Annotated in this window: 22 protein-coding genes; 19 read left to right on the top strand and 3 right to left on the bottom strand. The window is 75.4% G+C overall.

All coding sequences use genetic code 11. The annotated features are described in order from the left end of the window. Positions 1 to 400 precede the first annotated feature (400 nt). The 3 genes from IR170_RS13230 to IR170_RS13220 all read left to right on the top strand — a co-directional run bounded on the left by IR170_RS13230 (position 401) and on the right by IR170_RS13220 (position 3,162). Positions 401 to 1,186, top strand: a complete 786-nt coding sequence (locus tag IR170_RS13230) for a methyltransferase (protein ID WP_193664685.1) — start codon at positions 401 to 403, stop codon at positions 1,184 to 1,186. A gap of 162 nt (positions 1,187 to 1,348) precedes the next feature. Continuing rightward, positions 1,349 to 2,524, top strand: coding sequence for a DNA polymerase IV (gene dinB / locus IR170_RS13225; RefSeq protein ID WP_319805069.1), 1,176 nt, complete (start codon positions 1,349 to 1,351; stop codon positions 2,522 to 2,524). Between the two features lie 125 nt (positions 2,525 to 2,649). Next, a complete protein-coding gene (locus tag IR170_RS13220) occupies positions 2,650 to 3,162 on the top strand; it encodes a DUF3040 domain-containing protein (RefSeq protein ID WP_319805068.1) in 513 nt (170 codons plus the stop codon). 536 nt (positions 3,163 to 3,698) lie between these two features. Here the strand turns inward: IR170_RS13220 and IR170_RS13215 are convergent. The 3 genes from IR170_RS13215 to IR170_RS13205 form a co-directional block, all read right to left on the bottom strand. Next, the gene (locus IR170_RS13215) at positions 3,699 to 6,212 is read right to left on the bottom strand and encodes a transglutaminase family protein (RefSeq protein ID WP_193664683.1); all 2,514 of its coding nucleotides are present in this window, start codon (positions 6,210 to 6,212) and stop codon (positions 3,699 to 3,701) included. Continuing rightward, positions 6,209 to 7,540 (bottom strand): DUF58 domain-containing protein, encoded by a 1,332-nt coding sequence (locus IR170_RS13210; protein WP_193664681.1) that lies wholly within the window; start codon positions 7,538 to 7,540, stop codon positions 6,209 to 6,211. The genes IR170_RS13215 and IR170_RS13210 overlap by 4 nt, the downstream gene beginning before the upstream one ends. Positions 7,541 to 7,638: 98 nt before the next feature. Beyond that, positions 7,639 to 8,616, bottom strand: coding sequence for an AAA family ATPase (locus IR170_RS13205; RefSeq protein WP_056862497.1), 978 nt, complete (start codon positions 8,614 to 8,616; stop codon positions 7,639 to 7,641). Between the two features lie 551 nt (positions 8,617 to 9,167). Between IR170_RS13205 and mraZ the strand changes: the two genes are divergently transcribed. The 16 genes from mraZ (at position 9,168) to IR170_RS13125 (ending at position 26,443) form a co-directional block, all read left to right on the top strand. Continuing rightward, positions 9,168 to 9,584: a division/cell wall cluster transcriptional repressor MraZ gene (gene mraZ, locus IR170_RS13200; protein ID WP_227489151.1), complete on the top strand. Its 417-nt coding sequence runs from the start codon at positions 9,168 to 9,170 to the stop codon at positions 9,582 to 9,584. A gap of 249 nt (positions 9,585 to 9,833) precedes the next feature. Then, positions 9,834 to 9,971, top strand: coding sequence for a hypothetical protein (locus IR170_RS13195; RefSeq protein WP_156697701.1), 138 nt, complete (start codon positions 9,834 to 9,836; stop codon positions 9,969 to 9,971). A gap of 10 nt (positions 9,972 to 9,981) precedes the next feature. Further along, on the top strand, positions 9,982 to 11,043 hold the full coding sequence (gene rsmH / locus IR170_RS13190; RefSeq protein ID WP_193664677.1) for a 16S rRNA (cytosine(1402)-N(4))-methyltransferase RsmH: 1,062 nt from the start codon (positions 9,982 to 9,984) through the stop codon (positions 11,041 to 11,043). Continuing rightward, positions 11,040 to 11,780: a hypothetical protein gene (locus IR170_RS13185; protein ID WP_193664675.1), complete on the top strand. Its 741-nt coding sequence runs from the start codon at positions 11,040 to 11,042 to the stop codon at positions 11,778 to 11,780. Before rsmH ends, IR170_RS13185 begins: the two co-directional genes overlap by 4 nt. 80 nt (positions 11,781 to 11,860) lie before the next feature. Continuing rightward, on the top strand, positions 11,861 to 13,678 hold the full coding sequence (locus IR170_RS13180; RefSeq protein ID WP_319805067.1) for a peptidoglycan D,D-transpeptidase FtsI family protein: 1,818 nt from the start codon (positions 11,861 to 11,863) through the stop codon (positions 13,676 to 13,678). A 32-nt stretch (positions 13,679 to 13,710) separates the two neighbouring features. Next, positions 13,711 to 15,288 (top strand): UDP-N-acetylmuramoyl-L-alanyl-D-glutamate--2,6-diaminopimelate ligase, encoded by a 1,578-nt coding sequence (locus tag IR170_RS13175; protein ID WP_454557340.1) that lies wholly within the window; start codon positions 13,711 to 13,713, stop codon positions 15,286 to 15,288. A gap of 161 nt (positions 15,289 to 15,449) precedes the next feature. Continuing rightward, positions 15,450 to 16,538 carry a phospho-N-acetylmuramoyl-pentapeptide-transferase gene (gene mraY, locus IR170_RS13170; protein WP_193664673.1) on the top strand — a complete coding sequence of 363 codons (1,089 nt, stop codon included), beginning with the start codon at positions 15,450 to 15,452 and terminating at the stop codon, positions 16,536 to 16,538. Further along, complete coding sequence (gene murD, locus IR170_RS13165; RefSeq protein WP_193664671.1) at positions 16,535 to 18,040, top strand: UDP-N-acetylmuramoyl-L-alanine--D-glutamate ligase; 1,506 nt, start codon at positions 16,535 to 16,537, stop codon at positions 18,038 to 18,040. The genes mraY and murD overlap by 4 nt, the downstream gene beginning before the upstream one ends. 42 nt (positions 18,041 to 18,082) lie before the next feature. Continuing rightward, positions 18,083 to 19,441 carry a putative lipid II flippase FtsW gene (ftsW, locus tag IR170_RS13160; protein WP_319805066.1) on the top strand — a complete coding sequence of 453 codons (1,359 nt, stop codon included), beginning with the start codon at positions 18,083 to 18,085 and terminating at the stop codon, positions 19,439 to 19,441. Between the two features lie 10 nt (positions 19,442 to 19,451). Beyond that, the gene (murG, locus tag IR170_RS13155; protein WP_193664668.1) at positions 19,452 to 20,552 is read left to right on the top strand and encodes an undecaprenyldiphospho-muramoylpentapeptide beta-N-acetylglucosaminyltransferase; all 1,101 of its coding nucleotides are present in this window, start codon (positions 19,452 to 19,454) and stop codon (positions 20,550 to 20,552) included. After that, positions 20,549 to 21,991 carry a UDP-N-acetylmuramate--L-alanine ligase gene (gene murC / locus IR170_RS13150; RefSeq protein WP_193664666.1) on the top strand — a complete coding sequence of 481 codons (1,443 nt, stop codon included), beginning with the start codon at positions 20,549 to 20,551 and terminating at the stop codon, positions 21,989 to 21,991. The genes murG and murC overlap by 4 nt, the downstream gene beginning before the upstream one ends. Continuing rightward, positions 21,988 to 22,737 (top strand): cell division protein FtsQ/DivIB, encoded by a 750-nt coding sequence (locus IR170_RS13145; protein WP_193664664.1) that lies wholly within the window; start codon positions 21,988 to 21,990, stop codon positions 22,735 to 22,737. The genes murC and IR170_RS13145 overlap by 4 nt, the downstream gene beginning before the upstream one ends. A 304-nt stretch (positions 22,738 to 23,041) precedes the next feature. After that, a complete protein-coding gene (gene ftsZ, locus IR170_RS13140; RefSeq protein ID WP_193664662.1) occupies positions 23,042 to 24,358 on the top strand; it encodes a cell division protein FtsZ in 1,317 nt (438 codons plus the stop codon). A gap of 11 nt (positions 24,359 to 24,369) precedes the next feature. Next, the gene (pgeF, locus tag IR170_RS13135) at positions 24,370 to 25,101 is read left to right on the top strand and encodes a peptidoglycan editing factor PgeF (protein WP_193664660.1); all 732 of its coding nucleotides are present in this window, start codon (positions 24,370 to 24,372) and stop codon (positions 25,099 to 25,101) included. Continuing rightward, a complete protein-coding gene (locus IR170_RS13130) occupies positions 25,098 to 25,859 on the top strand; it encodes a YggS family pyridoxal phosphate-dependent enzyme (RefSeq protein ID WP_193664658.1) in 762 nt (253 codons plus the stop codon). The genes pgeF and IR170_RS13130 overlap by 4 nt, the downstream gene beginning before the upstream one ends. 74 nt (positions 25,860 to 25,933) lie before the next feature. After that, positions 25,934 to 26,443, top strand: coding sequence for a cell division protein SepF (locus IR170_RS13125; protein WP_056904516.1), 510 nt, complete (start codon positions 25,934 to 25,936; stop codon positions 26,441 to 26,443). Positions 26,444 to 26,469: the final 26 nt, after the last annotated feature.

Genomic DNA, 26,469 nt, shown 5'->3' with positions numbered 1-26,469 from the left:
CGGTGGCGGTGACGAGCGGCCACGGGGCGCATCGGTGGCGGTGATGAGCGGCCACGGGGCGCATCGGTGGCGGTGATGAGCGGCCACGGGGCGCATCGGTGGCGGTGATGAGCGGCCACGGGGCGCAACGGTGGCGGTGCGCGACGGGTGGCGGCGACGCGCGACGCGTCGTAGAGTGACTGGTGGGTCGAACAAACGTTCGATCCACCACCTCCCCGGCGGCCGATGCACCCGCCACCGGATCGAGCCCCAGGGAGTCCGCCCCCGTGCCAGGTGATCGACCCCGGCCCGCCCCCACCGCCGCCCCCACCGCCGCCCCCGTCGCCGCGTCCCTCGCCGGGGGCGGCCCGGCGACGCGGGCGCGGGCCCGTGCGCTCGTCGGTCCCCTAGGGTGGGCGCCATGGCAGCAAGCGAGCGCCCTCCCGCCCGGCCCGACGAGCGGTCCCAGGAGCGGCCCAGCGAGCGGCGGGCGGCGGCACGCACGGCCGTCGTCTGGGCGGCCCTGCAGGAAGCGTTCGGCGCGGGAGGGGCGGGCCGACCGCTCGACGTGCTCGACATCGGCGGCGGCACGGGCGGCCTGGCCGTGCGGGTCGCCGAGCTCGGCCACCGGGTGTCCGTCGTCGACCCCAGCCCCGACGCCCTCGCCTCGCTGGCGCGTCGCGCGCGGGAGAGGGGCGTCGAGGTGTCGGGCCAGCAGGGCGACCTGTCGACCCTGGCCGAGGTGGTGGGCCCCGCGAGCGCCGACGTCGTGCTGTGCCACGGGGTGCTCGAGGTGGTCGACGAGCCGGCGGCCGCACTGGCCAGCCTGCGCGCGGCGATGCGCCCCGAGGCCACCCTCAGCCTGCTCGTCGCCCAGCACCACGCCGCCGTCGTCGCCCGGGCCATGGCCGGACACTTCGGGCAGGCGCTGGCGATGCTCGACGCACCGAGCGGCGCACCGGTCGCCGGCGGACGCGCCCGCTCGGGGCGACGCTTCACCCGTGACGAGCTCGAGGGACTGCTGCGCGGCGCCGGCCTCGAGGTGCTCTCGGTGGACGGTGTCCGCGTCTTCGCCGACCTCGTGCCCGGGTCGCTGCTCGACCTCGAGCCCGGCGCCAGTGCCGCGCTGGTCGAGCTCGAGCGGGCCGTCGCTCGCCGCTCGGAGTACCTCCCCCTCGCGACGCAGCTGCACGTGCTCGCCCGCTAGCGACCGGCCGGCACCCGCCGGCGGGCGCGCTCGCACCGGTGGGCCCCGGGGGTCCCGGTCGTGACCGACCGGGGGGTGGCGGGCCCCGACGCCGCGTTCCCGGACGCGGGCCGGAGCGTCGCGCCACGCGTCGATCGGCGACCGGAGGGCACACCCCGACCGGTGACGCCGATCCTGCACGTCGACATGGACGCGTTCTACGCCTCGGTGGCGCTGCGGGAGCGGCCCGACCTGCGTGACGTGCCCGTCGCCGTCGGCGGCGCCCACCGCGGCGTGGTGCTCGCCGCCAGCTATCCCGCCCGGGCGCACGGCGTCCGCTCGGCGATGCCGATGTCGCGGGCGCGACGGCTCTGTCCCCAGCTGGTCGTGCTGGCCCCCGACTTCGAGCTCATCGGCAGCGTCTCCCGCGCGGTCCACGAGTGCTTCCGCCGGATCACTCCGCTGGTGGAGGTGCTGTCGGCCGACGAGGCCTTCCTCGACGTCGGCGGCGCCGGGCGGCGGCTCGGGCCGCCCGAGGTCGTCGCCGAGCTGGTCCGCGCCACCGTCCACGACGAGCAGGGCATCACCTGCTCGGTGGGGGCGGCCGCGACGGTGTCGGTGGCCAAGCTGGCCAGCCGGCTGGCCAAGCCGGACGGCGTGGTCGTGGTCGCTCCCGAGGACGTCCCCCGCATGCTCCACCCCCTCGACGTCGGCCTGCTCTACGGCGTGGGGGACAAGACCCGCGCCCGCCTCCAGCGACTGGGCCTGCGCACCGTCGGCGACGTCGCCCGCACCCCCCGCGCCGCTCTCCACGAGCTGGTGGGCGCCCGCCAGGCCGACCACCTGCTCGCGCTGGCGTGGGGCACCGACCGCGGCGAGCTCGTCGTGGGGCGTGCTCCCGGCTTCGGCGGTGGTGAGCCCGACTCCTCGATGGGCGCCCAGCACACCTTCGGGCGCGACGTCGCCGACCGCGACGGCGTGCTGCGCGAGCTGCTGCGGCTCACCACCTCGGTGACGGGCCGGATGAGGGGGCGCGACCTGGTCGGACGCACGGTGGCGATCACGGTGCGCTCGACCGACTTCACCACCGTGAGCCGTTCCCGGACGCTCGCGGAGCCCACCGACGTGACGCGCGAGGTCTACGAGACGGCCGTGGCGCTCTTCGACGCGCTGGGTCCGCAGCGGCGCGCCGTACGCCTGGTGGGGGTGCGGGTGGAGGGCCTCGGTCCCCGCGGTGCGGTGCACCACCAGCACGTGCTCGGGGAGAGGGAGCGTGGCTGGTCGGAGGCCGACCGCGCGGTCGACCGCGCCACCCGTCGCTTCGGGGGCGCCGCGGTGCGTCCGGCCAGCCTGCTCTGAGGACCGGCGGCGCGCGACAGAGGTCGTCGTGCCGACGCCGAGCACGTCCCTCGACCCCCGCCGCGCGAGTAATTTCCCGACGCGCCTACCGTGACGTCGATCGCCTGCCTAGAATTGGCGCGACGGTGAGCCCGCCGATCCGCGTGACCCTGGAGGACCCTGTGCCACTCTCCGAAGAGGAGCTGCGACTGCTCGAGCAGATGGAGCGCGCCCTCTCTGAAGAGGATCCCAAGTTCGCCTCCACCCTGCGCGGCACCTCGCTGCGCCGGGCTGCACGGCGCCGCGCGATCCTGGCCGGCGTCGTGTTCGTCGTCGGCATCTGCGTCCTCATGGGCGGCGTGATCAGCAAGGTCTACGCCGTCGGCATCGTCGGGTTCGTGATCATGCTCGCCTCGGCGACCATCGGTCTCAACGCCCTCAAGGGTCAGCAGGCCGCCGCTGCAGCCGAGACCCAGGGCGCCGCGGCGCACCCGTCGTCGGGCTTCACCCTCATCGACGGCGGCCGCGCAGGTCGCTCCGCGCGCGCTGGCAAGAGCCGCGGCGGGCGGCCGTCGCGTCGCCCCCGCAAGACCGGCACGTTCATGGAGCGCGCCGAGGAGCGGTGGCGCCGTCGCCGCGAGCAGAACGGCGGCTTCTGAGCCGTCGCTCGGCCTTGTCCTCATGCGTGACCGATGGCGGTTCGACGCGAACCCGTGCGCTGCGTGCGCGCCTGAGGTGACCGCTGCTCGGTCCTGACCGCTCGGCCCTCCGGCGGCCGTGCTCGACGTCACCGGACGACGGTCCCGGTCGACCACGATCCCGGTCGAGGGCTCCGTCCGACGCCTCCGGTCGACAGCACTCGTCGACGGCGGCGGTCGAAGGCCACCCCGGCCCGCACCGATCGACATGCCTGGCCCCGGTCGACAGACCGGTGCGAGCGGCTCGTCGACGGCGACGTCCAGCCGCCACCCCGGCCTGCCACGGCCGACGTGCCCGGCCCCGGTCGACGGTGCGGGAGCCGGTGGTGCCACGGGTCGGAGCACCCGTCCGCCCCCGCCGTAGCCCGTGGTGAGCGCTGGCCCCCGGCCCGCCCGGCGGCCGCGCTCAGCGGTCGGGCCGGCGCGGCGGCGCGTGCTCAGCAGGTCGGTCGACACCCGGTCGGACCGGCGAGGTCACCCGGCCGGCGCTGCAGGGGTCAGCCGACCTCGTCGACCGTCGCGGCGCCGGTGCGCGTGGCACGCACCTCGGCCCGTCGCGCCTGCGCGCCCGACGGTCGCCGGCCGGCGGTGAGCACCGACCGCGGCCACCACCGCGCCGCGCGGCGCTGGCGTGGTGTGACGCCGGCCAGCAGGGCCGCGACGCAGACGCCCCCGTCGTCGCCCACCTGCTCGCTGGCGGCGGCGGAGTCGGTCGACCCGGCCGGGGCGTAGCGCAGCCGCTCGAGGGCGGTGACGAGCCGATCGGTCGCGGCGGCCGCCTCCGGGGCGGCCGCGGCGCCGCGCGCGGGTCGCTCGACCGGCTCGGCCGCGGGGTCGGCGTACCAGTCGAGGAGCGCGGCGCCGGCGGTGCGCACCGAGCGCCGCTCGGGCCAGGGGTGGCCGAGGTCGAGGGCGGTGGCGCGCAGCTCCTGCCAGACACCCTCGGGACCTGCGGCGAGCCACCGCTCACGCCGGCGGCTCCGCAGCAGGCGCGGCAGGAGCAGCAGCACCCCGAGCGCCAGCAGGCCGCCGACGCCCCCGGCGACGGGGGCCCACGGGAAGGTCGTCGCCGTCGTGTCGGTGTCGTCGGGGCCCTGCGCCTGCGGCACCTCGGGCTCCGCGCTCGGCGCCGGACGGTCGGGCTGCACCGGGGCCTGCGACTGCTCGCTCGGCTGGGCCGACGGCTGGTCGGGCTCGGAGTCGAGCTGGCCACGCGTGTAGTCGGGCACGGCGGCCGCCCGGTCGGCGGGCGTGGGCTCGAAGCGCACCCATCCGGCACCGGCGATGAAGAGCTCGGGCCAGGCGTGGAGGTCGTAGGCGCTGAACTGGTACCGGTCGGGGCCGATCTCGTCGGGGCGCAGGAAGCCGACGGCGACCCGGGCCGGGATGTCGAGCTCGCGGGCCATCACCGCCATGGCCGAGGCGAACTGCTCGCAGTAGCCGACCCGACCGCCCTCGTCGTCGCGCAGGAAGGCCTCGAGCTCGCTCACGCCGTTGCCCTCGTCGGCTCGCGCGAGGTCGTAGGTGAACTCCGAGCGGAACCAGTTCTGCAGGGCCACGGCCTTGGCGTAGCGGGTCGGTGCCTCGGCCGTGACCTCGAGGGCCAGGTCGCGCACCAGGTCGGGCAGCGGGGGCAGGTCGACCATCTCCGCGCTGACGGCGCCGGCGGCCGAGGGCGCCGAGGCGAGCTGGGCGGCGGAGAGGTCCAGCTCGACCCCGGTCATCGAGTAGTCGAGCCCGGCGGTGTCGAGGTCGTCGGCGCTGGCCAGGAAGTCCATGGTCGACTCGTCGTAGCGCCAGTCGCCCTCGGCGCGGATGGCGCGGATCGGCGCCCAGGTGGGCAGCCACCGCGACTGGAAGTCCTCACCAATGCTCACGTCGTAGTCGTAGGAGCGTCGCGCGACGTCGCCCGCGACGCCCTGCAGAGCCGGCACCGCGCCGTCGGGCAGGTTGTCGGTGGGGATCTCGCGGTCCCCGGAGCTCCACGCCTCGCTGGAGAAGCGGTTGAGCACGGCGATGCGCAGGTACGACGGGTCGGGGTCGTCGGTCTGCACCTCGAGCAGGGGGATGTCGCTGCCACGGCGCAGGTCGCGCTGGAGGTCGGTCATGGGGTTGACGATCTGCACGGCGTCGTCGCCGCCCGCGCTCCCCGCGCCGAGGGAGAACACGTCGACGTCGAGGGTCGGCACGCCGAGGGGCACGAGCACGGCCAGCGCCGTCGCCGCGGCACCGACGCTCGCGGCGCCCACCCGCGAGGTCGAGCTGCGGGGGCCCAGGGCGGCCGAGGCGCGCAGGTCGGTGTCGCTGGCCTCGGTCGGGCGGCCGCGCTCGTCGAGCGGACGGCCCCACCGGGCGACCTGCTCGTCCTCCTGGAGGAAGAGCATGACCAGGAAGCCCGCCGCGGTGAGTGCGAAGACCCACCAGGAGAGCCCGGAGTCGACGATGCTCACCGGCACCGCGTAGACCGTGAGGAGGGGCAGGCCCGCCAGCGGCACACGGCGCACGCCGTTGGCGAGCAGGTCGACCAGGAGCATGCAGGCCAGCCCGCCACCGACGAGCAGCGGGTCGAGCGGGGCGGCCTCGGGCGGCACGGGGGCGGCGTACTGGCGTGAGGTCGCCACGGCGGCCTCGACGGCGCGCACCAGCTCGCCCCAGCCGGCACCGAGCGGCACCGGGGTGTCGATGAGCAGCTCGGAGGCCAGGGCGACCCCGACCACCGTCTGCGCCAGCAGCACCACGAGGGCGGGGAGGCGGGCGAGCCGGGCCAGGGCACCCGTGCCGGCGACGACCAGGGCCAGCAGCAGCAGGGGCCGCAGGAACCCGCCCGGGGTCTCGGTCAGCCCCCGCCAGGACACCACCGCGGCCCAGGTGGTGAGGGTGGCGGCCAGGGCCGAGAGCAGCAGGCGCCCGGCGCCCCGGGCACGCAGGTCCTTCGGCGCCGACGCTCGCGCGCGGCCGGTGCTCGGGCGGGCCGGGGACCCGGCCGGTGGCACGAGGGTGGGTGCGCTCACGAGGGTCCTCCACGGGTGGTCGCGCCGGTGCCGCCGCCGGTCCTGATCCCGGTGCCGGGCCCGCTGGTCGCCCCGTGCGGTCGGGGGGCGGTGGCGCGGCTGCGGCCGAGGTCCTGCCAGGCGGCGTCGAGGCGGTCGCGCGGGCCGAGCCCGACGCTGCGCCAGCCCTGCCGGGAGAGCACCGCGGCGCCGGAGGCGCCCGGGGCGGTCGGCACGCCGGTGCCCCAGGCGGCCACGTCGAGGGCGACCGCGAGACCGGCGTCGGCGCCGTGGTGCATGCGGCGCAGCACCGGCAGGTCGGCCTGGGTGAGGTCGCCGAGCACGGCGATGACGAGCCCGCCCTGGCCCTGCTCGCGCAGCCAGCCGGTGTCGAGGTGGGTGGCCCGCAGCGGCTGCAGGACGGCGAGGGACTCCAGGATCGGCCCGGTGTCGAGGGTGGCGTCACGCACGTGCCAGGCCGCGGCGGCGTCCTCGCCCGCGGCGGTGACCAGACGTACGGCGAACCCGCGCCGACCCAGGTGCGCGGCGATGGAGGCGGCGGCCACGACGGCGGTCTCCAGCGAGGAGGCGACGCCCTGGCCGCGGTGGCTGCCGGCGCGGTTGTCGATGAAGAGCGTCGCGCGGGCCTGCCACGGCTGCTCCTCGCGGCGCACCATCAGCTCCCCGGTGCGGGCCGAGCTCAGCCAGTGCACGCGCCGCAGGTCGTCGCCGCGGCGGTACTCGCGCACGGTGACGTCCTCGGCGCTGCCGTGGGCGAAGGCGCGGGGCCGGTTGTCGCCCGACCCGGAGGAGCCGCCGCCGAGGTTGATCGGCGGCAGCGGCACGACCCGGGGGGTGACGGTCAGCGGCACGCTGGTCTGGAAGGACCGGCCGAGCTCGACGAGTCCGAAGGGGTCGCTGACCCGCACCGTCATCGGGCCGACGTCGTAGCGCCCCCGGACGTCGCTGCGCACCTGGTAGCTCACCTCGCGGCGCCAGCCCTGGCCGATGCCGTCGAGCACGAAGCGCGGGCGGGTGCCGAGCACGTAGGGCAGCTGGTCCTCCACCAGGAGCACGGCGTGGGGGGTGCGGCCCTGGTTGGTCATGGTGAGCCCGACCCGGGCGGGCTGGCCGGCGGTGACCAGCTGGGGGCTCACCGTGCGCACCAGGGCGAGTCGGTAGCGGTTGCGGCCGACGTAGGCGGCGGTGAGCAGCGGCAGGGCCAGCACCAGCACACCGACGCGGGTGAGCGCGGGCTGGCCCAGCAGCACGGCGCAGACGACGGCGGTGACGCCTGCGGCGACGAAGGCACGACCGCGCAGGGTGAGCCCGGCGAGGGCCTCGCGCATCGGTCCTCCCTGGGTCGTCCGGCGGTGTCGGCGGTGTCGGTGGTGTCGGCGTGGGGCGGTGTGGCGTGGCGCGGGGTGCTGCGGTGGGGGAGAGGGGCTCAGGCCCGGTCGGGCTCCGGCACCGGCACCCCGGCGAGGATGCGGTCGAGCACGGCCTCGGTGGTGCGCCCGTTCATCGCGGCCTCCACGCTCGGCAGCAGGCGGTGGGCCAGCACGGTGCGCGCCAGCAGCTGCAGGTCGTCGGGCACGACGTAGTCGCGGCCCTCGATGGCGGCGTAGGCCTTCGCGGCGCGCACGAGGTGGAGCGTGGCCCGGGGGGAGGCGCCGAGGGTGAGGTCCTCGGTGGTGCGGGTGGCGCTGGTCAGCGCGACGGCGTAGCGCTGCACCGCGTGGGCGACGTGCACCTGCGCCACGATCCCGGTGATCTTGCGCAGCTCCGAGGCGTCGGTGACGGCCTCGAGGTCGTCGAGGGGGTTGGAGCGGGTGTGGGAGTCGAGCATGGCGATCTCCGCGGAGGCGACGGGGTAGCCCATCGAGACCCGGGCCATGAAGCGGTCGCGCTGGGCCTCGGGCAGCGCGTAGGTGCCCTCCATCTCGACGGGGTTCTGGGTCGCGATGACCATGAACGGCGCCTCGAGGTGGTAGGTCGCGTTGTCGACCGTCACCTGGCGCTCCTCCATCGCCTCCAGCAGCGCCGACTGGGTCTTGGGGGAGGCCCGGTTGATCTCGTCGCCGACGACGACGTTGGCGAAGATCCCGCCGGGGCGGAACTCGAACTCGCGGGTGTTCTGGTTGAAGACCGAGACCCCGGTGACGTCGGAGGGCAGCAGGTCGGGGGTGAACTGGATGCGGCTCACCGAGCAGTCGATGCTGCGTGCCAGCGCCTTGCTGAGCATCGTCTTGCCGACCCCGGGCACGTCCTCGATGAGCAGGTGCCCCTCGGCGAGCAGCACCACGAGGGCCGCGGAGACGACGTCGGGCTTGCCCTCGATGACCCGCTCGACGTTGCCCCGGACCCGGGAGACGACCCGGGCCACGGTCTCGAGGTCGGCGCCTCCAGGGATCGGAGCAACCACGTCGGGTCCTTTCGGTCGTGCACTCGGCGCCGGCGGGCACGGCGCCCGGGGATGACATCACGGTAGGGCGTCGGTGCAACTCGCGTCGCCTGCCGGCGCGCTCGCGTCAGGTCCGGCCCCGGCGGTCACGGTGGTCCGCCGCGCCCCACCAGGCACCCCCGGGGCGCGCCGGGTGCCCCACGCTCCTCCACCCGCGCTCCACCTCCGCCCGGGCCCCGCTCCACCGGCCCCCACCGTGCGCCCCGCAGCAGGTCCGCGTCGCGTCGTCGTACGCCGGGAGCGCCCGGTCGATCTCGGCGCCGCAGGCCGCTGACCTGCGACGACAGCGGTTCGGCGGGGTCCTCGGCCGCTGCGGCGCGCCGCGCCGGCGCAGGGTCTGCTCCCGCAGGTCGGTAGGGCGGGGCGACGAGCGGCCGCGGCCCGGTGGAGCGCTCGCGGGCGCAGAACACCGCCCTGGAGTGGTCGGATGTGGTTGACGGTGGAGGAAGGTGGAGTAAGGTGGTGCGAAGTGGAGGAGGCTCCCGGATCAGCGGAGGTGCGACGTGTTCTTCATGGGCACGTACACGCCGAAGCTGGACGAGAAGGGACGTCTCTTCCTGCCGGCCAAGTTCAGGGACCGACTCGCAGAGGGGCTCGTCGTGACACAGGGACAGGAGAAGTGCCTGGTCGTGTGGCCCGAGGACGTCTTCATGCAGGAGGCCCAGCGTGCACAGAGCACGCCGATGACCAACCGCGACGCCCGTGACTACGCCCGCGTGCTCTTCGCGGGCGCCGAGCAGGGCACGCCGGACAAGCAGGGGCGCATCGGCATCCCGTCGGTGCTGCGCCAGTACGCCTCTCTCGAGCGCGACGTCGTCGTCATCGGCGTGATGGACCGCATCGAGATCTGGGATCCCGTCCGCTGGCAGGAGTACTCCTCCGGCGCCCAGGAGAAGTTCGCAGAGCTCGACGAGCAGCCGCCCGTCTGACCCGGCACCCCCCGGCTCCACCCCGCACCACCGCAGACGGCTCCACCCGCACCACCATCAGCACCACCCGCACGTCCACCACGGATCCGCCGGTCTCGGTACCGGCCCGCTCCCTCGGCCCTGGGGCACCTTCCCCGGCACCAGGACCGAACGCCACCTCGAGTCTTCTCACGGAGCGGGCCGGGACCCGGCTCGGCGGATCCGCCCTTCCCCCGCACCGCCCGCACACCACCCGATCTGGGGTCGACGATGAGCATCACCCACGAGCCCGCGCCGCCGCGGGTGCGCCACCAGGCGCGCGACGCGGTGGTGCTGATGGCGTTCTCCGCCGCGGTCTCCCTCGGTGGCGCCGCGACCCTCCTGCTGCTCTCGAGCCTGGGACGCTGAGGTCGGCTCCATGGCTTCCCCCCGCCACGTCCCGGTCCTGCTCGACCGGGTCGTCGACCTGCTGGCGCCCGCGCTCGACGAGGCCGCCGCCGCCCGGCTGGGCGCGGCTCCCGTGCTCGTCGACTGCACCCTGGGCCTCGGTGGTCACAGCGAGGCCGTCCTCGAGCGGCTCCCCGGCGCCCGCGTCGTGGGCATCGACCGCGACCCCGCCGCGCTCGCGCTGGCCGGCGAGCGCCTGGCGGCCCACGGCGAGCGCTTCACCGGCGTGCACGCCACCTACGACGAGATCGGCGAGGTCGTCGCCGACCTCGGCCTGGGCGAGGTCGCCGGCGTGCTCTTCGACCTCGGGGTCTCCTCCATGCAGCTCGACGTGCGCGAGCGCGGCTTCGCCTACGCCGAGGACGCCCCGCTCGACATGCGCATGGACTCCTCGACCGGCCCGACCGCCGCCGACGTCCTCAACACCTACTCCGCCGCCGACCTGACCCGCGTCCTGCGCGACTACGGCGAGGAGAAGTTCGCCCGCAAGATCGCCGCCGCCGTCGTGCGCCGCCGCGAGAGCGAGCCCTTCACGACGTCCGGGCCGCTCGTCGAGCTGCTGTACGCCGAGATCCCCGCACCGGCCCGGCGCACCGGCGGCCACCCCGCCAAGCGCACCTTCCAGGCGCTGCGCATGGAGGTCAACGACGAGCTGGCCGTCCTGCGCCGCGCGCTGCCGGCCGCCATCGACGTCCTCGGCGTCGGCGGGAGGGTCGTGGTCGAGTCCTACCACTCGCTGGAGGACCGGCTGGTCAAGCAGGCCTTCACCGCCGCGACCCGCTCGGTCGTGCCCGACGACCTCCCCTTCGTGCCCGAGGGCAGCGAGCCGGCCCTGCGCCTGGTCACCCGCGGCTCGGAGAAGGCCGACGCGGGCGAGATCGAGGCCAACCCGCGCGCCGCCTCCGTGCGCCTGCGCGCCGTCGAGCGGGTCAGACCCTCCGACGGGCCCCAGGACCGGCCCCAGGGCCGGTCGGCCGCCCGCACGCCCCGCACCACCCACCGTCCCGACACCCGAGGGGGAGCAGCCCGATGAGCAGCACGGCACGAGCGATCCAGACCAGACTGCCCCGCCTCGCCGAGGCCGCCGTCGAGCGTGCCCGGCTGACCGTCGTGCCCCGGGGCCGCACGAGGGCGGCCAAGGTGCCGTTCGTGACCCTGCTCAGCCTGCTGATGCTCGGCGGCGTCGTGGGCCTGCTGCTGTTCAACACCTCGATGCAGCAGTCGGCCTTCGCCGCCACCGAGCTCCAGGACCGCGCCACCGTGCTCACCGCGCGCCAGGCCTCGCTGTCGATGCAGCTCGAGCGCCTGCGCGACCCGCAGAACGTCGCGCGCCGGGCGCAGGCCCAGGGCCTGGTGCTCCCGGCCGCGCCGCAGTTCCTCGACCTCTCCGACGGCACCGTCACCGGCACCACCGACGCCGCCCTCGCTCCCGGGACCCTCGCGCTCGACCCGCCCCCGGCGCCGCTGCCGGCCGAGCTCCGCCCGCCGGCCCCGACCCAGGCGCCGCCGGAGGGCACCCTCCCCGGCGACCGCGACCGCTCGGGCGACCGTGACGGCTCGGGTGACGGTGACCGCTCGGGCGACCGCGACCGCGACCGCTCGGGCGGCCGCGAGGGCTCGGACGCCGGCGACCGGTCCGGCGACCGGGCCGGCGCCCGCGACGGCAGCGGACGTGAGGGCCAGCAGGACCAGACCGGCGACGACACCGGCGAGGACGCCCCGCGCGGCAACCGCGACGGCGACGCCGGTGGGGGTAGGAACGTCCAGTAACAACCGCACCACCCGCACCACGTGCACCACCCGCACCACGGACCGAACCGCCCAGCACCAGCAGCACCCGGAGGACGAGCGTGCGACAGACCCGCCAGCCGATGCGCAGGACCGCAGCCCGTGGCCCGGCCCGCCCCGCCGGCGAGCTGAGGGGGTCCCCGCAGCTGCGGCTGCGGATCGGCTTCCTGGTCATCGCGATGGTGCTGTCGGTCTTCGTGGGCCGCCTCGTGCAGCTGCAGGGCCTCGACCCCGCGTCCTACGCCTCGATGGCCGCGGCCGAGGGCCTGGAGGAGATCGTGCTGCCCGCCGAGCGCGGCGACATCCTCGACCGCAACGGCGAGCCGCTGGCGGAGTCGGTCGACGGGCTGATGGTCGTGGCCGACCCGGCGCTGACCGCCGACGACGCCCCGGAGCTCGCGCGCTTCCTCGCCAACCGCCTCGACGTCGACTACTTCACGATCCTGCCCCGCCTGCGGGCCGAGGACAGCCGCTTCCAGTACATCGCCCGCAGCGTGCCCGCCGCCCTGGCCACCTCGGTGGTCTCCAAGGCGCGCGCGCTTGGCTACGACGGTCTGGTCACCGAGCGCGACCCGGTGCGGGAGTACCCCGCGGGCGACGTCGCCGCCAACCTCGTCGGCTTCGTCGGCACCCCCCGCAAGAACGGCACGACCAAGCCGCTGGCGGGCTTCGAGCGCACCTTCGACGACCTCCTCGACGGCGTCGACGGCGAGGCGCGCTACTCGGTGGCCGCCGGCAACCGCGTCCCGCTGGGGGAGAACACCACCGTGCCGGCCGTCGACGGCGAGGACCTGCGCACCACCCTCGACCGCGACCTGCAGTTCTACTCCCAGCGCGTGCTGCGCCAGGCCGTGCGCGACTCCGGAGGCGAGTCGGGCTCGGTCGTCGTGCTCGACAGCCGCACCGGCGACGTGCTGACGCTGGCCGACTACCCCACCTTCGACGCCAACCACCCGCTGGAGTCCGACGAGGCCGACCTCGGCTCGCGCGCCGTCAGCGACGTCTACGAGCCCGGCTCGGTCGAGAAGGTCCTCACCGTCGCGGGCCTGGTCGACGCCGGCAAGGTCACCGCCCGCACGCGGCTCACGGTGCCCGGCGTGCTGCAGCGCGAGGGGGACAACCCGATCAGCGACTGGTTCGACCACGGCACCATCCGGCTCACGCTGGCCGGCGTCATCGCCCAGTCCTCCAACATCGGCACCGTGATGGCCACGGAGAAGTACGACGACGGCGAGCTGCGCTCCTACCTCGACGCCTTCGGCCTCGGGCGCACCACCGGCACGGGCATCCGCGGCGAGTCCGCCGGCATCCTGCCCGACGAGAGCATCTGGTCCGACGCGCTGCAGGACCGCATCGCCTTCGGCCAGTCGGTCTCGGTCAACGCGCTGCAGATGGCGGCCGCGGTCAACACCATCGCCAACGGCGGGGTGCGCATCGACCCCAGCGTGGTGCTCGGCTCGGCCACCACCGACTCCGGCCAGCAGGTCGGCACCGACCACGCCACGGAGCGCCGCGTCATCAGCGAGGACGCGGCGCGCCAGACGACCCACATGATGGAGCGCGTGGTCGACCCCGAGGTCGGCGTCGCCCCGGGCGCGGCCGTCCCCGGCTACCGCGTCGCCGGCAAGACCGGCACGGCGCAGCGGGCCAGCAGCGAGTGCCAGTGCTACGACGGCAGCTACACCGTGTCGTTCGCCGGGTTCGCGCCCGCCGACGACCCCCGCTTCACCATCTACGTCGTGGTGCAGAACCCCACCAACGGCGGCGGAGGCGGCTCGGTCGGCGGTCCGGCCTTCTCCAAGATCATGGGCTACGCGCTGCGCCGCTACGCCGTGCCTCCCACCGGCACCGATCCCTCGCGCCTGCCCGTCGAGTGGTGAGCCCGGCCGCGCGCTCCTAGGCTGACCCGATCGTGACCTCGACACCTGGCACTCCCGGCACGCCCGGCGACACCCGCCCCGCAGACCCGCCCCGCACGCCCCTCTCGGAGCTGACGGCGTGGGTGCGCCGCGAGCTGGCGCCGGCCCACCGCACCGCGCCCTCGACCGACCCGACGCTGACCGGCATCACGCTGAGCTCCCAGCGCGTCCGGCCGGGCGACCTCTACGCCGCGCTCCCCGGCGCGCGCGCCCACGGCGTCGACTACGCCGCGGCGGCGGTCGGGGCCGGAGCCGTGGCGGTGCTCACCGACCCCGCGGGCGCCGACCGCGTGCCCCCCGGTGTGCCCGCCCTCGTGGTCGACGACCCCCGCCGTGTGCTCGGGCGGGTCAGCGCCCACCTCTACGGCCACCCCGCCGAGCGGCTGACGATGATCGGCGTCACCGGCACCCAGGGCAAGACCACCACCACGCGGCTCCTCGAGGGCGGCCTGGCCGGCGCGGGGGTGCGCTCCGCGGTGATCGGCACGGTCGGCACCCGCATCGCCGGGGTCGACGTACGCACGGCGCTGACGACGCCCGAGGCCCCCGACCTCCACGGTCTCTTCGCGGTCATGGTGGAGCGCGGCGTCGAGGTGTGCGCCATGGAGGTCTCCAGCCACGCCCTCGTGCTGGGCCGCGTGGACGGCGTGGTCTTCGACGTGGCCGTCTTCCTCAACCTGGGGCGCGACCACCTCGACTTCCACGACACCGTGGAGGAGTACTACCAGGCCAAGGCCGCCCTCTTCGGCCCCGACCGCGCGCGCCGCGCGCTGGTCAACCGCGATGACGAGCACGGCCGGCGCCTGGCCCGGGAGACGCCGCTGCCGGTCGCGACCTTCTCCACGACCGGCGGGGGCGCCGACTGGGAGGCGCTCGAGCTGCGCCCGGCCCCGAGCCGCACCTTCTTCGAGGTGCGCGGCCCGGCGGGCCCGCCGTTCCCGGCCGAGGTGCCCCTGGCCGGTGCCTTCAACGTCTCCAACGCCCTGGCGGCCGTGGCCGCCGCGGGCGAGGCCGGGCTCGACGCCCCCGGCGTGGCCGACGGGATCGCCGCGCTGGCCGGCGTGCCGGGCCGGCTCGAGAGCGTCGACGCGGGGCAGGACTTCGAGGTCGTCGTCGACTACGCCCACAAGCCCGACGCCGTCGAGGCGGCCGTGGCCGCCCTGCGCCCGCTCACCGCGGGCCGGGTGGTGGTCGTGCTGGGCGCCGGGGGTGACCGCGACACCGGCAAGCGCCCGGTGATGGGGGAGATCGCCGCGCGGCTCGCCGACGTGCTCGTCGTCACCGACGACAACCCCCGCAGCGAGGACCCGGCCGCCATCCGCGCCGCCGTCCTGGCCGGCGCCGCCGCGGTGCCCGAGGCCGAGCGCGCCGAGGTGCGCGAGGTCGGCGACCGGCGTACGGCGATCGCCGCGGCCCTCGCCGTGGCCCGGCCGGGCGACATCGTGCTCGTGGCCGGCAAGGGCCACGAGACCGGCCAGGAGGTCGACGGTGTCGTGCACCCCTTCGATGACCGGCTCGTCGCCCGCGAGCTGCTCCTCGCGTCCCTGGCCGAGGGCCGCACCACGACGTGAGGATCGCCACCGGGCGGCGGGGCGCGGAGGCGCCGGCGGCCCTCGTGGGCCAAGATGTCCTGGTTGCCCCGGCGACGTCGGGGAGCACCCCGGCGGCGACGCGGGGCGAGGGACGGCGCGGCGACGCGCAGTGACGGCACCGAGGGAGCGGACGTAGGCGGATGAGAGCGATCCTCATGGGAGGCGGCCTGGCGCTGCTGATCTCGCTGCTCGGGACCCGCGTCGCGATCCGGCGCTTCACCGAGTGGGGCTACGGCCAGGAGATCCGCGACGACGGACCCACCAGTCACCACACCAAGCGCGGCACCCCGACGATGGGCGGCGTCGTCATCATCGGCGCCACCGTGGTGGGCTACTTCGTCGCCAAGCTCGTGACACGCGACCTGCCCAGCGCCTCGGCGCTGCTGCTGCTCTTCCTCTTCGTCGGCACCGGCCTGGTCGGCTTCCTCGACGACTTCATCAAGATCTACAAGCAGCGCAGCCTCGGCCTGCGCAGCAAGGCCAAGATCGTCGGGCAGACCATCGTCGGCCTCACCTTCGCGGTGCTGGCGCTGAGCCCGTGGTTCGCCGACGACCGCGGCCAGCGGCCGGCGTCGTTCTCGCTGTCCTTCATCCGCGACTTCGACAGCTTCGTGCTGCCCGCCGTGGTGGCGGTGGTGCTGATCCTGCTGATCGTCATCGCCACCAGCAACGCGGTCAACCTCACCGACGGCGCCGACGGCCTGGCCACCGGCGCGAGCGTGATGGTGTTCGGCGCCTACACCCTGGTCAACATCTGGCAGAACAACCAGTGGTGCGGCCAGGACGACATCGCCTACGGCAAGTGCTACGAGGTGCGCGACCCCCTCGACCTGGCGATCATCGCCGCGGCCATCACCGGCGCCTGCTTCGGCTTCCTGTGGTGGAACGCCTCGCCGGCCCAGATCTTCATGGGCGACACGGGCTCCCTGGCGCTGGGCGCGGCGCTGGCCGGCTTCGCGGTGCTCAGCCGCACCGAGCTGCTCCTCATCGTGCTCGGCGGCGTCTTCGTCATGGAGACCGTCTCGGTGATGCTCCAGGTGACCTGGTTCAAGGCCACGCGACGCCTCACCGGCACGGGCAAGCGGCTCTTCCGCATCGCGCCCATCCACCACCACTTCGAGATGGTCTGGGACGAGATCACGGTGGTCATCCGGTTCTGGATCATCACCGGGCTGTGCGTCGCCGGCGGCCTGGGCATCTTCTACGCCGAGTGGGTCGCCGGCACATGAGCGCGCCCCGCGACCTCGACTCCCTGGGCCGGCACACGCCCTGGGACGGCGTGAAGGCCGTCGTCGCCGGCTTCGGCGTCTCCGGCTTCGCCGCCGCCGACAACCTCAACCACCTCGGCGCCGACGTCACCGCCCTCGACGAGTCGGCGGCGGGCAAGGAGGAGAAGGCCGAGCTGCTGGAGGTGCTCGGTGCGTCGATCCGCCTGGGGGAGGGCGCCACGGCGACCCTGCCCGAGGACGCCGACGTCCTCGTCACCTCGCCGGGCTGGCGCCCCGACGCGCCGCTGCTCGCGCAGGCGCGGGCCCGCGGGATCCCGGTCTGGGGCGAGGTGGAGCTGGCCTGGCGCCTGCGCGACCCGGCCCACGCCACGCCGTGGCTGGCGGTGACCGGCACCAACGGCAAGACCACCACCGTGCAGATGCTCGACGCGATCCTGCGTGCGGCGGGTCTGCGCAGCGTCGCCGTCGGCAACGTGGGCCTGCCCATCGTCGAGGCCGTCATGGACCCCGAGCCCTACGACGTGCTGGCCGTGGAGCTCTCCAGCTTCCAGCTGCACTACACCGACTCGATGAGCGCGCAGTCGGCGGCGGTGCTCAACCTCGCCGAGGACCACCTCGACTGGTACGCCTCGATGGCCGACTACGCCGCCGACAAGGGGCGCATCTACGAGCGCGTCCAGCGCGCGTGCGTCTACAACGTCGCCGACCCCGAGACCGAGCGCCTGGTGCGCGAGGCCGACGTCGTCGAGGGGGCCCGCGCGGTCGGCTTCACCCTCGGCGTCCCGGGCGTGGGCATGCTCGGCCTGGTCGAGGACATCCTCGTCGACCGCGCCTTCATCGAGGAGCGCGGCACGAGCGCCGCCGAGCTGTGCCACCTCGCCGACCTCGAGGTCGACGGCCACCCGGCCGCACCCCACCAGGTCGCCAACGCCCTGGCCGCCGCGGCCCTGGCCCGCTCGCACGGGGTCTCCCAGCAGGCGGTGCGCGACGGGCTGCGCGGCTTCCGGCCCGACGGCCACCGCATCGCCGTGGTGGCCACCCACGAGGGCGTGACCTGGGTCGACGACTCCAAGGCCACCAACCCCCACGCGGCCGGGGCGTCGCTGCAGGCCTACGACCCCGTGGTCTGGGTCGCCGGCGGACTGGCCAAGGGTGCCGACTTCGACGACCTCGTGCGCTCCGCCGCACCCCGGCTCCGCGGTGTCGTGCTGCTGGGCCGTGACCGCGACGTGATCGCCCGCGCTCTTGCCCGACACGCGCCCGATGTGCCCGTCAAAGTCGTCGGCGGCGACCAGACTGGCGCCACACACGCACCAGCAGTCACACGCACACCAGACACACCAGAACAGGTCATGCGACAGGTCGTCGACGCGGCGGCCGGGCTCGCCCGGTCGGGGGACACCGTCCTCCTCGCGCCGGGATGCGCCTCCATGGACATGTTCGCCAGCTACGCCGCTCGTGGTGACGCCTTCACCGCAGCGGTCCGGGAGAGGACCGGCTAGCGGTCCGACCGGGCCCTCAGGGCCCACGCAGGAAGGGACGCCGTGACCACCACCGCCGAGCGGGGCCCCAGCCCCACCCGCACCGCCCGCCCCGCCCCGCAGGGCCTCGACGACACCCGGTCGATGCCCGCCCCCGGCGGCGCCGCCTCGGCGTGGTGGACGCTGCGCGAGCGCGTGCGCACGACCACGGCGACGGTGCACGACGCGCTCGACCGCCCGCTCACCTCGTACTACCTGCTGCTGGGAGCCTCGACCCTGCTGCTGACCATCGGCCTGATCATGGTCCTCAGCGCCTCGAGCGTGTACTCCTTCACCCAGAACGACGGCGACTCCTACGCCATCGTGCGCCGCCAGCTGATGTGGGTGGTGCTCGGGCTGCCGCTCGCCTTCGTGGCCAGCCGGCTGCCCCACCGGCTGCTGCGGGCCCTGGCCTACCCGGGCTACGTCGTCTCGCTGGCGCTGCTGCTGCTCACCGCCTTCATCGGCGTCGCGGTCAACGGCAACCAGAACTGGCTGGCGATCGGGCCGCTGCAGATCCAGCCCTCCGAGATCGCCAAGCTCGCGCTCATCCTGTGGGCCGCGCACATCTACGCCAACAAGGAGCGCCGCCTCGCGAGCCTGCACCAGGTGATGGTGCCGGTGGTCCCCGGCCTGCTGCTGGCGACCGGGCTGGTCGTCTTCGGCCGCGACCTCGGCACGGCGCTCGTGCTGTTCGCGATCATGCTCGGCATGCTGTGGGTGGTCGGCGCGCCGCTGCGCTTCTTCGCCGTCTGCCTCTCACTGGTGGGCGTCGCCGCCATCGGTCTGGCCGCCAGCGACCCCGAGCGGGTCTCGCGGCTGACCACCTTCGCCGACCCCTTCAAGGACTTCCACGACTCCGGCTGGCAGCCCGCCCACGGGCTCTACGCCCTGTCCAGCGGCGGTTGGTTCGGCCAGGGGATCGGTGCCTCCCAGCAGAAGTGGGGCGACCTGCCCGAGGCCCACACCGACTTCATCTTCGCCGTGCTCGGCGAGGAGCTGGGCCTGGTCGGCACGGTGCTGGTCGTCGCGCTCTTCCTCACCATCGCCTTCGCCGCCCTGCGGGTCGCGCGCCACACCGCCGACCCCTTCGTGCGCTACGCCTCGTTCGGCATCGTGGTCTGGCTGGTCGGGCAGATGGTGATCAACGTCGGCATGGTGCTCGCCCTGCTGCCCGTCATCGGCATCCCGCTGCCCCTGGTCTCCTACGGCGGGTCGGCGCTGCTGCCGTCGCTGATCGCGCTGGGCCTGCTCATCGGCTTCGCCCGCCGCGAGCCCGAGGCGGCCCGGGCCCTCGCCCTGCGCCGGCGCGGACGCTCCAGCGGCGTGGCGGCCGGCCCGCTGGCGGGCCTCACCTCCGGGCGCGGCCGGTCCGATCGCTAGGTTGGTCCGGATGCGCGTACTCCTCGCCGGCGGTGGCACCGCCGGTCACACCTCGCCCCTGCTCGCCACCGCCGACGCCCTGCGCCGGCTCGACCCCGCCACCGAGGTGACCTGCCTCGGCACCCCCCGCGGGCTCGAGACCCGGGTCGTGCCCGAGGCCGGCTACCCCCTCGAGCTGGTGCCGCCGGTGCCGCTGCCGCGGCGCCCCGGCGCCGACCTGCTGCGGGTGCCGGGCCGCCTGCGCGGCGCGGTCACCGAGACCCTCGCCGTGCTCGACCGCGTCCGCCCCGACGTCGTCGTGGGCTACGGCGGCTACGTCTCGGTGCCGGCCTACCTCGCCGCCCGGCGTCGTCGCCTCCCGATCGCGCTGCACGAGCAGAACGCGCTGCCCGGCGTCGCCAACCGTCTCGGCGCCCGCCTCGCCGCGCGCGTGGCCGTGAGCTTCCCCGACACCCCGCTGCGCGGCGCCGAGTACGTCGGCCTGCCGATCCGCCGCATGATCTCCCAGCTCGACCGGGCCGCCAGCCGCGCCGAGGCCTGCGCAGCCTTCGGTCTCGACCCCGCTCGGCCGACCCTGCTGGTGACCGGGGGGTCGCAGGGTGCGACCCGCCTCAACCAGGCCGTCTCCGCCGCGGCGCCCGCCCTCGCGGCCGCCGGCGTGCAGGTGCTGCACGTGCAGGGCAAGCACGGCGGGGCCGACCCGGCCGCGGCGGGCTCCTCCTACGTCATCGTCGACTACGTCGACCGCATGGACCTCGCCTACGCCGCCGCCGACCTCGTGCTCTGCCGCGCGGGGGCCAACAGCGTCGTGGAGGCGGCCGCCACCGGCCTGCCCGCCATCCTCGTGCCGCTGCCGATCGGCAACGGCGAGCAGGCGCAGAACGCGCGACCCGTGGTCGACGCCGGGGGCGCGCTCCTGGTCGACGACGCCGACGTCACCCCCGACTGGGTCGCGGCGACCGTGCCGGGCCTGGCCACCGACGCACCCCGGCTGCAGCGGATGAGCGCGGCGGCCGTGGCCCTCGTGCCCCGCGACGCCGACGAGCGCCTGGCGCGCCTGGTGCTCGAGCTGGGTGCGACGCGCCGCGACCGCACGGGGGGTGCTCGATGAGGGTGCCCGTGCCGTCCACCCTCCTGCCCGCCGACCGGCTCGGCCGGGTCCACCTCGTCGGGATCGGCGGTGCCGGACTCTCCGGGATCGCGCGCATCCTCCTCGCCCGCGGCATCACCGTGTCGGGCAGCGACGGCACCGACTCCCCGACGCTGCAGCGGCTGCGCGAGCTGGGAGCCACGGTCCATGTCGGCCACGCCGCCGACCAGCTCGGCGACGCCGACACCGTGGTCGTCTCGACCGCCGTGCGCGAGGACAACCCCGAGGTCGTGGCCGCGCAGGAGCGCGGGCTGCGGCTGCTGCCGCGCTCGGCCGCGCTGGCCGCGGTCATGGCCGGGCGTCGCGTCGTGGCCGTCGCCGGCACCCACGGCAAGACCACCACCACCTCGCTGCTCACGGTCGCCCTCCAGGCGGCCGGCGCCGACCCGACGTACGCCGTCGGGGGCGACCTCGCCCAGACCGGCACCAACGCCGCCGAGGGCGCGGGCGACCTCTTCGTCGCCGAGGCCGACGAGAGCGACGGGGCCTTCCTGGTCTACGAGCCCACCGTCGCGGTCGTCACCAACGTCGAGGCCGACCACCTCGACAACTGGGGCACCGAGGAGGCCTACGCCGCCGCCTTCGAGGAGTTCGTCGGCCGCATCCGCCCCGGCGGCCTCCTGGTGGCCTGCGTCGACGACGACGGCGCGGCCGCCCTGCGCGCGGTCGCGGCCTCGCGCGACCTCGCCTTCGTGGGCGTCGGCGAGGGCGAGGGCGCCGACCTGCGCGCCGTCGACGTCGTCTTCGCCGGCACCACCTCCTCCTTCACCGTCGTCGACGGCGGGGTCGAGCTGGGTCGGGTCACCCTGCAGATCCCCGGTCGCCACTACGTGCTCGACGCCCTGGCGGCGCTCGGCGCGGCGCTGCGCCTGGGCCACGACTTCGAGGCCCTCAAGCGGGGCCTGGAGTCCTTCGGCGGCACCCGGCGCCGCATGGAGCGCAAGGGCGAGGCCGCCGGGGTGCGGGTCTACGACTCCTACGCCCACCACCCCGTCGAGATCGCCGGCGACCTCCAGGCGGCCCGCTCGGTGGCGGGGGAGGGGCGCGTCGTCGTGGCCTTCCAGCCCCACCTGGTCTCGCGCACGCGCATCTTCGGCGTCGCCATGGGCCAGGCGCTCGGCGCCGCCGACGAGGTCGTCGTGCTCGACGTCTACCTGGCCCGCGAGGACGCCGACCCCGAGGTGACCGGCGCGCTGGTCGCCGACGCGGTGCCGCTGCCCGCCGACCGGGTGGCCTTCGTGCCCGACCTCGCCGACGCCCCGGCCGCCCTCGTCGACCGGGCCCGCGCGGGCGATCTCGTGCTGACCCTCGGCGCCGGCACCGTGACCACCGTCGGCCCGCGCGTGCTCGACCTGCTCGAGCAGCGCGCCGGCGGGGTCGAGGCGGGGCCCCGGCCGTGAGCGACCCGGTCGACCCGCGGACCCGGCGCACCCGTCGCCGCTTCGTGCGGCGTCGCTGGGCCCGGCGCTGGTCGACGCTGCGCTACGTCGTCGTGGGCCTCGTGCTGCTCGCGCTCGGAGCCGCTGCGGTGTGGACCGTGTGGTTCTCCGCGCTGCTCGACGTCGAGGACGTCGAGGTCACCGGCGTCGGGCCGCTGGCCGCAGACCAGGTGCGGGCGGCCGCGCAGGTGCCCGACGGCGAGCCGCTGGCGCGGGTCGACCTCGCCGCCGTGCGCGCCCGCGTCGAGTCGCTCTCCCAGGTGGCCTCCGCCGACGTCACCCGGTCGTGGCCCGACGCGGTGACGATCTCGGTCGAGGAGCGGGTGGCCGTGGCCGTGGTCGAGCTCGGCGGCACGCTGCGCGGCCTCGACGCCGAGGGCGTGGCCTTCCGCACCTACACCGCCGCACCGCAGGGTCTCCCGCGCGTCGAGAGCCAGGTCGACACCACCGCGGAGGCGTTGCGCGAAGCGGCCCAGGTCGTCGCCGCGCTGCCGGAGGACCTCGCGGGTCGGCTCGACCACGTGGAGGTCGAGACCGTCGACCGGATCGTCCTGGCGCTGCGCGACGGCCGCACCGTGGCGTGGGGGAGCGCCGACGAGTCCGCGCGCAAGGCCGAGGTGCTGACCGTGCTGCTGTCGCAGCCCGGCACGGCGTACGACGTGAGCGTGCCGGGCCGTCCGACCGTGAGCGGTCCCGCGGTCGGCTGACCGGGCCTCCTCCGGATCGTCGAGGACGCGCCGGGCGTGTCTGCGCGATCCGGCGTCTCCGTGTGTCTACTGTCGTCGTCACGGCGAGGTTGACATAACTATAACCCTCAGGTTGAGGGTCAGAGTTGAGGGCCCGTCGCTTCCCCGCAGCACCATCCGGCACGACCCCCCAGCAGCACCCCCCAGCACCACCCCCCAGCAGCACAGCAGCACCAACGCCGCCCGTCCCGGTGCGGCGCCCCAGACCACCCGTGCGCGACGCACGGACCCAGCACCACCACCGATCAGCGAGAGGCGAGCCGCCGTGGCAGCAGCACAGAACTACCTGGCCATCATCAAGGTCGTGGGCATCGGCGGAGGCGGTGTCAACGCCGTCAACCGGATGATCGAGGTGGGGCTCAAGGGAGTCGAGTTCATCGCGATCAACACCGACGCCCAGGCCCTCCTCATGAGCGACGCCGACGTCAAGCTCGACATCGGCCGCGAGCTCACCCGCGGCCTCGGCGCCGGCGCCAACCCCGAGGTCGGCGGCCAGGCCGCCGAGGACCACGCCGACGAGATCGAGGAGGTCATCAAGGGCGCCGACATGGTCTTCGTGACCGCCGGCGAGGGTGGCGGCACCGGCACGGGCGGCGCTCCCGTCGTGGCCCGCATCGCCCGCTCGCTGGGCGCGCTGACCATCGGCGTGGTCACCCGGCCGTTCGCCTTCGAGGGCCGCCGCCGCGCCAACTCCGCCGAGGAGGGCATCGCGCAGCTGCGCGAGGAGGTCGACACCCTCATCGTCATCCCCAACGACCGGCTGCTCTCGATCAGCGACCGCAACGTGTCGGTGCTCGACGCCTTCAAGCAGGCCGACCAGGTGCTGCTCCAGGGTGTCTCGGGCATCACCGACCTCATCACCACCCCCGGCCTGATCAACCTCGACTTCGCCGACGTGAAGTCGGTCATGGCCAACGCCGGCTCCGCCCTCATGGGCATCGGCTCGGCCCGGGGCGAGGACCGCTCCGTCGCCGCCGCCGAGATGGCCGTCTCCAGCCCCTTGCTCGAGGCCTCCATCGACGGCGCCCACGGCGTGCTGCTCTCGATCGCCGGCGGCTCCGACCTCGGCCTGTTCGAGATCAACGAGGCCGCCGCGCTCGTCGCCGAGGCGGTGCACCCCGAGGCCAACATCATCTTCGGTGCCACCATCGACGACGCCCTCGGTGACGAGGTGCGCGTGACGGTCATCGCCGCCGGCTTCGACGGCGGCACGCCCAAGCGGCGCGACGAGGGCACGGTCCTGCGCCGCGAGCCCAAGGCCGAGCCGGCCCAGGAGGCCCGCCAGGCGTCCCCGGCGCCGTCGCTGCGTCGCGGCGAGGAGCGCGAGCCCGTCCCCGCGGGCGCGCGGCAGGGCTTCGGCCAGCCGGCGCCCCAGGGCGGCCAGCCCGGCCAGGCCCCGCAGCAGCCGCCGCGCCAGGCGCCGCAGCAGGCCCCGCACCAGGGTGGCCAGCAGGGCGGTCAGCAGGGTGGCCAGTCCGGTCCCACGGGCCCGGCGCCGACCCAGCCGCCCGCCCCGCGGCCGGCGCCGCGGCAGGTGCAGTTCGACGACGACGAGCTCGACGTGCCCGACTTCCTGAAGTAGGTCCTGCCCCGGTGTACGCCTTCCGCACCACCACCGGCCCCGCCGACTCGCTCGTGGACCTCGCGTTCACCGACCGTGTCGGCGGGGTCAGTGCTGCTCCCTTCGCGGAGCTCAACCTCGCCGTCGAGGGCGACGACGACCCCGCGTCGCGACAGCGCAACCTCGAGCTGCTCCTCGCCGACTTCGCGCCGGGCGACCGGGTCGCCGACCTGCTCCAGGTGCACGGCCGCGAGGTCGTCACCGTCGGCGAGCACCCCGCCGCCGAGCGTCCGCACGCCGACGCCCTGGTCACCGACCGCCCCGGCGTGGTGCTCGTCGTCCGGGCCGCCGACTGCGTGCCGGTGCTCCTCGTCGACCCGGTGGCCGGTGTCGTCGGCGCGGCCCACGCCGGCCGACCGGGCCTGGTCGCCGGGGTGGTGCCCGCCGTGGTGTCGCGCATGCGGGAGCTCGGGGCGCGGCGGATCGAGGCCTGGGTCGGACCGCACGTCTGCGGGGGGTGCTACGAGGTGCCCGAGCAGATGCGCGAGGAGGTCGCGGCCGTCGTGCCGGAGAGCCGCGCCACGACCACCTGGGGCACGCCGGCGCTCGACGTCGGCGCCGGGGTGGTCGCCCAGCTGCGCGGCGAGGACGTCGTCGCGCACGACGTCTCCCGCTGCACCCGCGAGTCGCCCGACCTCTTCTCCTACCGTCGCGACGGTAGGGCGGCCGGGCGGCTGGCCGGCGTCGTACGGCGGCGCGCGTGAGCGCCCACGGCACCGCTCCCGGCGACCCGCACCGGCCCACGGGCGGCTCCGTCGCCCCGGCGGAGCGCGCCGCGGAGCTGACGGCCGCCCTCGGGCGTGCCCGCGAGCGGCTCGCCGACGCGTGCGTGGCGGCGGGGCGCGCACGCGACGACGTCGACCTGGTGGTCGTCACCAAGTTCTTCCCCGCCTCCGACGTGCGCGTCCTGGCCGGGCTCGGGGTCACCGACGTGGGGGAGAACCGGCACCAGGAGGCCGAGGCCAAGGCCGCGGAGCTGGCCGACCTCGACCTGTCGTGGCACTTCATCGGCGGTCTGCAGAGCAACAAGGCTTCGGCGGTCGCGGCGTACTCCGCCGTCGTGGAGTCGGTCGACCGTCCCAAGCTCGTCGGTCCCCTCGACCGGGGCGCCGAGCGGCGTGGGCGACCCCTCGACGTGCTGGTGCAGGTCAGCCTGGACCCGCCCGGGGCCGAGGGGCGCGCCGGCGTCGGACCCGAGGCGCTCCTGGCCCTCGCCGACCGCGTGGCGCAGGCCGAGCACCTGCGCCTGCGGGGCCTGATGGCCGTGGCGCCGCCGGCCGAGGACCCCGCCGCCGCCTTCGAGCGGCTGGCCCGCCTGCGCGAGCGGCTGCTCGCCCAGCACCCCGCGGCGACCGTGCTGTCCGCCGGCATGAGCGGCGACCTCGAGCAGGCGGTGGCGGCCGGCGCGACACACGTGCGGCTCGGCTCCGCGGTGCTCGGTTCGAGGCCCACGGTCCAGTAGGGTCCGACTACAACGTTGAGCGCCGATCGCCCCACCCGGGGACGACGGCGCAGGAGTTCCGGAGGACGACTGTCATGAGCGGCGCGATGCGCAGGATCGGCGAGTACCTCGGCCTGCTCGAGGACACCGGCCGGTACGACGACGAGTACGACGGCGACGACACCACCCGTGAGACCCAGGCGGTCCCGGCCCAGCGTCAGCCCGCCCCGGCGGCGCCCCGTCAGCCCGCGGCGCGAGCCGCGTCCGTGTCCGACCTCGCCGAGCGCCGCCGTCCGGCCGCCGGCCCCACCGGAGTGGTAGCCGAATTGTCCCGCATCACGACCCTGCACCCGAGCACCTACAACGAGGCCCGCACCGTCGGGGAGAACTTCCGCGAGGGCGTGCCGGTGATCATGAACCTCTCGGAGATGGACGACGCCGACGCCAAGCGTCTCGTCGACTTCGCCGCCGGCCTGGTGTTTGCCACCCGTGGCACGATCGAGCGCGTCACCAACAAGGTGTTCCTGCTCTCCCCGCCCAACGTCACGGTCGCCGCCGAGGACAAGGAGCGGATCGCCGAGGGCGGTTTCTTCAACCAGAGCTGAGGCCCGTCGTCACGACGAGCCCGGTC

The organism is Nocardioides kribbensis (assembly GCF_015070375.1).
Classification (GTDB): Bacteria; Actinomycetota; Actinomycetes; order Propionibacteriales; family Nocardioidaceae; genus Nocardioides; species Nocardioides kribbensis.
This window is presented reverse-complemented; position numbering and strand designations above follow the sequence as displayed.